General features: G+C 30.5%; 6 protein-coding genes. 3 read left to right on the top strand and 3 right to left on the bottom strand.

Annotated elements, in window-relative coordinates:
- Positions 1-775 (top strand): alanine racemase (gene alr, locus MR593_RS08535; protein WP_290691883.1); only part of this gene is annotated, 775 nt, incomplete at its 5' end.
- A gap of 145 nt (positions 776-920) precedes the next feature.
- The gene (locus MR593_RS08530; RefSeq protein ID WP_290691881.1) at positions 921-1,601 is read left to right on the top strand and encodes a TIGR00266 family protein; all 681 of its coding nucleotides are present in this window, start codon (positions 921-923) and stop codon (positions 1,599-1,601) included.
- Positions 1,602-1,676: 75 nt separating this feature from the next.
- Here the strand turns inward: MR593_RS08530 and MR593_RS08525 are convergent, their stop codons facing one another.
- Together MR593_RS08525 and MR593_RS08520 are read right to left on the bottom strand one after the other, a co-directional pair.
- Complete coding sequence (locus tag MR593_RS08525) at positions 1,677-2,744, bottom strand: hypothetical protein (RefSeq protein WP_290691879.1); 1,068 nt, start codon at positions 2,742-2,744, stop codon at positions 1,677-1,679.
- A gap of 82 nt (positions 2,745-2,826) precedes the next feature.
- Entirely contained in the window at positions 2,827-3,438 is a 612-nt protein-coding gene (locus MR593_RS08520; protein WP_290691877.1) for a manganese efflux pump MntP, read from the bottom strand.
- 208 nt (positions 3,439-3,646) lie between these two features.
- Between MR593_RS08520 and MR593_RS08515 the strand changes: the two genes are divergently transcribed.
- Complete coding sequence (locus MR593_RS08515; protein ID WP_290691875.1) at positions 3,647-4,189, top strand: NADH peroxidase; 543 nt, start codon at positions 3,647-3,649, stop codon at positions 4,187-4,189.
- Positions 4,190-4,507: 318 nt separating this feature from the next.
- Here MR593_RS08515 and MR593_RS08505 read toward each other — a convergent pair.
- The coding region (locus MR593_RS08505) for an aldo/keto reductase (RefSeq protein WP_290691872.1) at positions 4,508-5,503 on the bottom strand (996 nt) is incomplete at its 5' end.

Raw genomic sequence — 5,503 nt, 5'->3', positions numbered from 1 at the left:
AAGAGGTTATGTAAAAATAAATACAGGTATGAATAGATTAGGTGAACCAAAAGAACATCTAGATTTAATTAAGAAAATATACACTTTAGATAACATAAAAGTAGAAGGTATATTATCTCACTTATGTAGATCTGATAGTAATTTAGAAGCAGATGTAGTATTTACTAAACAACAAATAGCAAACTTCGACTATGTAATAGGTGAATTAAAAGCTGCTGGATTTGAACTTGGTAATGTACATCTTCAAAACAGCTACGGTATAGTAACTTATAGAGATTTACATTATGATTTAGCTAGACCAGGTATCATATTATACGGTGTACCTTCAGATCCACTAGATGATACATTAGATAAATTACCAAACGGATTAAAATTCGAAGCTCCACTTTCATGGAAATGTAAAGTAGCTATGGTTAAAGATGTATATCCAGGACAATCTGTAGGATATGGTAATAACTTTACTGCTACAGAAACTATAAAAGTTGCTACAGTTACTATAGGATATGCTGATGGTTTATCAAGACTTGTATCTAAAAAAGATATGAAAGTTTTAATAAACGGAAAATTCGGTAGACAAATAGGTAACGTTTGTATGGACCAAATGATGGTAGATGTAACTGGTATAGATGTAAAAGAAGGAGATACTGTTACTTTAATAGGACAAGATGGAGATAATTATTTATCAGTTAACCAAATAAGCTTATTAAGCAATACTATAACTAATGAAACTTTAAGTGTTATAGGTTCAAGAGTTAAGAGAGTATATCACTTATAGGATTTAATTTGAATTAAAATTATAGATTATTGAATATAAAGATACTTAGATATGAGCGATTGTATTTAAGTATCTTTTTTAATTTAAAGTGAAAATAATATATGATAAAATAAAATAAAAAAATATTATAACTGGAGGAATGTAAATGGATTATGAAATAAAAGGAAATATAGTTCCAAGTGTGGAGATAAACCTTACAAAGGGAGAGTCAGTATTCACTCAATCTGGCGGGATGTTCTACCAAACAGATGGAATAAGAATGGAAACAAACGCAAAGGGTGGTTTTCTAAAAGGTATTGGAAGAATGTTTGCTGGAGAATCTTTTTTCATGGTAACTTATACAGCTGAAAGAAATTCAAAAATTGCGTTTGCATCAACAGTTCCAGGAACAATAATTCCCGTCGATGTAAGTAACAATAACAACTTCACTATACAGAAAGGTGCGTTTTTGGCAGCTGAGACTTCTGTAGATTTAAAGACTACATTTAATAAAAAGGTGGGAACAGGATTTTTCGGTGGAGAAGGATTTATACTTCAAGAGCTTAGAGGTCATGGAATGGCATTTTTAGAAATAGATGGAGATGCAATTGAGATAAATCTAGCTCCTGGTGAAGTTATAAAGGTGGATACAGGAAATCTTGTTGGATTTGAAAGCAGTGTTTCATATGAAATTGAAACTGTAAAAGGCGTTGGAAATATACTATTTGGCGGCGAGGGACTGTTTTTAACAAGACTTACAGGCCCAGGTCAAGTCGTACTTCAAACTATGAATATTAACGAGTTTGCACTTAAGATTGGATCATTTATACCTACAAGCTCTAATTAATAAATAGGATTTTATATAAAATACACTATACTGATAGAATTTTGCTATCTATATAGTGTATTTTTTAATTTAGAATTAATATTTTCTTGTAGAGTTCGAATAAGTTATTTGTAGCCAATAGTCGGTTATTTGATATAGACAACCGAGTAAAATTCGCTGATCCTGATTTTGGACTTCACTAGGAATTTTGTTATTATATCTAGAGTAATGTATTTGATTATTCGATAAAACCCTGATAACGTGCATATAAGAAGTTATCCATGGTGAAACATTTCCCTGTCTCAAATAAGAATCTATAGAGAGTTGTAATCCTTTATCCGAGTCATCCCAAGGTAGTTGTTCTGCTAAAAGAACTTCTACTATTTTTCTAGAGTAGCTGCACAGTTCAAAATATCTCAGAGATTTTCTCTTTATCTGATTGTAGAAATCGTGTAGTATTTCATAGTTGATATTAAGGTTGTTGTTTTTCTTAAGCTTGATTAATTTATATATATTGTCCTCTAGCTTTTCTAACACGTCTTTATTGTAATCATCTAAGAAAATATCTCTAGTTTGGGTTTCGCTTCTGTCTAAATATTTATTTAATGCGATATCTAATTTATGAGCTTTTAGATTGTTTTTCTCGACTAAATAGATTTTAGATAGAGATGGTATATTTTCTAGACATTTCTCACATTGTTTTAGTTGTAGTTCTAGGTTTGACTCTATCGATAGATTTAAATAGCCGGTTCCCAACAAAGGCATTGCGATACTTTTTATAGGTATATTTAGTTTTTCGATTAAAGATAAAAATGGAAGTAGAGCTTCAAAGGATTTGTTTGGGTCGCCTCTTTTATCGAATTCTACGCAGACAAATCTTTTGAATTTAAACTCTATATTGTCTAATTCATTAGATATCCATATATGTAATTTTTTTCTTAAATCTATATATGGGTCTTTTGATAATTTATCGATATCTATATTTTTATCGATTAACGCCTTGACTAGTGTACCTTCTGTAGGAAGGTAGTGATAGCTGACAGCAGATAGTACTAGTATATCAAATGGTTTACAAAAATCTGTCAAATCTCCTTCGTGGATTTCGATTGATTTTCTTCCGTAAATAGTATCTATTTCATATGAATTAATTAGATTGCAGCACATAAAATTCCCCTCGTTTTTAAGTTTAATTAAATTTATTGTAGCAGATTTTATGTGCTTTAGTAAAATTTATAATAAAATTGCTTTAACCGAATATCCTAGATAAAAAGCCAGTATGTTCATTTAATATATTTAGACCTATAAATATCAAGATAATCCCGCCGAGGATTTGAGCATAGTTTTTGAATACACTGCCTAATTTTTTTCCTATTAAAACTCCTATAAAGCAAAATGAAAAGGTGATGGCGAATATACTAAAACAAACTGGAAAAATAGATATACTTAAAAAGGCAAAGCTAACTCCCACAGCTAGAGCATCGATGCTTGTAGCTATTGACAATATAAAAATTTCTCTGTTGTCGATTGTATTTATATTTTCTAAATACTTTTGTTTTTCAGCCTCATCTTTAAATTTTATATTTTCTGTTTCAACAGCTTCAAATATCATTTTAAGTCCGATAAATGACAATAAAAATAGAGCAATCCAATGGTCTACAGACTTTATGTAGGATTCAAATCTAATCCCTAAAAACCATCCGATAAACGGCATCAAACCCTGAAAAAATCCAAAAGAAAAAGCTATTTTAAAAGCTAATTTAGAGTTTATGTTTTTTAAAGTCATGCCCTTGGTAACAGACACAGCAAATGCGTCCATCGAAAGCGCAAATCCGGTTAAAAGTATATTTAACAAGCTCATATATAGAACCTCCTCAAAAAAGTAGTTATAGCTCAAAAATTTAAAGTGAATTTAGGTATATTTTTTGAGATTATAGAAAAAATATACATAGAAGTAAAATGTAAATAGTTTATGTATTATTAAATAATTTACATATAAGGAATATATAAATAAATATGAAAATTTTTTTTTATGTATTCTTCAATAAAATATAAAAGGAGTGTTTCAGATGAAAAAATGGGTATGTATTGTATGTGGATATATATATGAGGGAGAAGAACCACCGGAAAAATGTCCTGTCTGTGGTGTAGGTGCAGATAAATTTCAAGTAAAAACCGATACATTGAATTGGGCAGATGAGCATCATATAGGAGCTGCTAAAGGCATAGATGAGGATTTAGCAGAAGATTTGAGAGCAAACTTCATAGGCGAATGTACAGAAGTAGGTATGTACTTAGCTATGGGAAGAGTTGCCGATAGAGAGGGATATCCTGAAATTGGAGCAGCATATGATAAAATCGCATTTGAGGAAGCAGTACACGCGGCTAAATTTGCAGAATTACTAGGTGAGGTAGTAGAGCCATGTACAAAGTCTAATTTAGAGGCTAGAGTTGAAGCTGAATACGGAGCTGCTGAAGGTAAATTAAAAATAGCTAAAAAAGCTAAGGAATTGGGACTTGATGCAATCCACGATACAGTTCACGAGATGTGCAAAGATGAGGCCAGACATGGAAAGGCGTTTTTGGGACTTCTTAAGAGATATTTTGGCTAATTAAGAATATAGTAAAATTAATAGCTTAGAGTATTTTCAAAGACAATATGAAAAGAGGTTGTTAGGGTATATTATTTCTCTAACAACCTCTTAATTATTATTTTTTAATTAATAAATTCGATAAGCTGGAAGCTATGTTTGTTGTAATTCTCTTTTTTTCCAACTTACAAAACCATACATATCATTCAAAAAGAACATAAGAAAATTTACTACAACAGGAATATACATAGGATTTTCTAATGAAGCCAACATCCATAGCAGATCATATTGACATTGGCATAGTTATTTATAAATAAGTAATCATCTCATGTAAACTAGTTATTCAAAGGCTTTTGATACTTTTTCTAACCATGATGTAATTTCAATTTTTTGAGGACAATTATTTTCGCAGGATTTACATTTTATACAATCTGACGCCTTGCCATTTATTGAACTAATCTGATCATAAATCGGTTTAATTTTCCAGTCTTCTTCTGGATATCTGTAGTATTCGTTATACAAATCAAAATACTTTGGAATTGATATATTTTGATGACAATTATTTTTACAATAGCTACACCCTGTACAAGGAATAGCAGTTTTATTATTGATAATTTGGCATACATCTCCAATCGCTTTTAATTCTATATCATTCAAAATAGGCATATATTTCATATTATCGTCTATTTGTTCTAGAGAATTCATTCCACTTAAAACAATTTCTACTTGATCTAAAGATTGTGCAAATCTTATAGCCCAAGAGGCAGTGCTTTTTTCAGGATGTATTTTTTTAAAAATTTCATCCGCCTCTTCTGGAAGATTTGCGAGAGTTCCGCCTTTTACAGGTTCCATTACTATAATCTGTTTGTTGTGTTTTTTTGCAATCTCATAGCATTTTTTAGCTTCTATAGATGGACTTTTCCAATCTAAATAATTAATTTGTAGCTGAACATAATCGACCTCTGGATGATCTGTCAAAATTTTATCCAATAATTCTGCGTTATCATGATATGAAAATCCTATTTTTTTTGCTTTTTCCTGTTCTTTTAACTTTCTTAAAAATCCGAATTCATCGTATTTTTTGCAGATATCGTAGTGATCTTTATTTAACCAATGAAGCATATAATTATCAAAATACATTACACCACATCGATTTAATTGTTCTTCAAAATATTTATAGCATTCCTCGTGAGATTTTATTTTCCACGTTGGAAGTTTGTCTGCTATTAGAAACGATTCTCGCGGATGTCTTTTTACCAAGCATTCTTTGATAGCTTTTTCACTTTCTCCGTCTAGATAAGTATAAGCCGTATCAAAATACTTCCCACCTTTTTT

This window comes from Intestinibacter sp. (assembly GCF_022780145.1).
Taxonomy (GTDB): domain Bacteria; phylum Bacillota; class Clostridia; order Peptostreptococcales; family Peptostreptococcaceae; genus Intestinibacter.
This window is presented reverse-complemented; position numbering and strand designations above follow the sequence as displayed.

What these genes read in the sequence shown, in the direction of transcription:
- MR593_RS08515 (WP_290691875.1), top strand. Translation starts at nt 3,647, where the DNA reads ATGAAAAAATGGGTATGTATTGTATGTGGATATATATATGAGGGAGAA.
- MR593_RS08525 (WP_290691879.1), bottom strand. Translation starts at nt 2,744, where the DNA reads ATGTGCTGCAATCTAATTAATTCATATGAAATAGATACTATTTACGGA.
- MR593_RS08530 (WP_290691881.1), top strand. Translation starts at nt 921, where the DNA reads ATGGATTATGAAATAAAAGGAAATATAGTTCCAAGTGTGGAGATAAAC.
- MR593_RS08520 (WP_290691877.1), bottom strand. Translation starts at nt 3,438, where the DNA reads ATGAGCTTGTTAAATATACTTTTAACCGGATTTGCGCTTTCGATGGAC.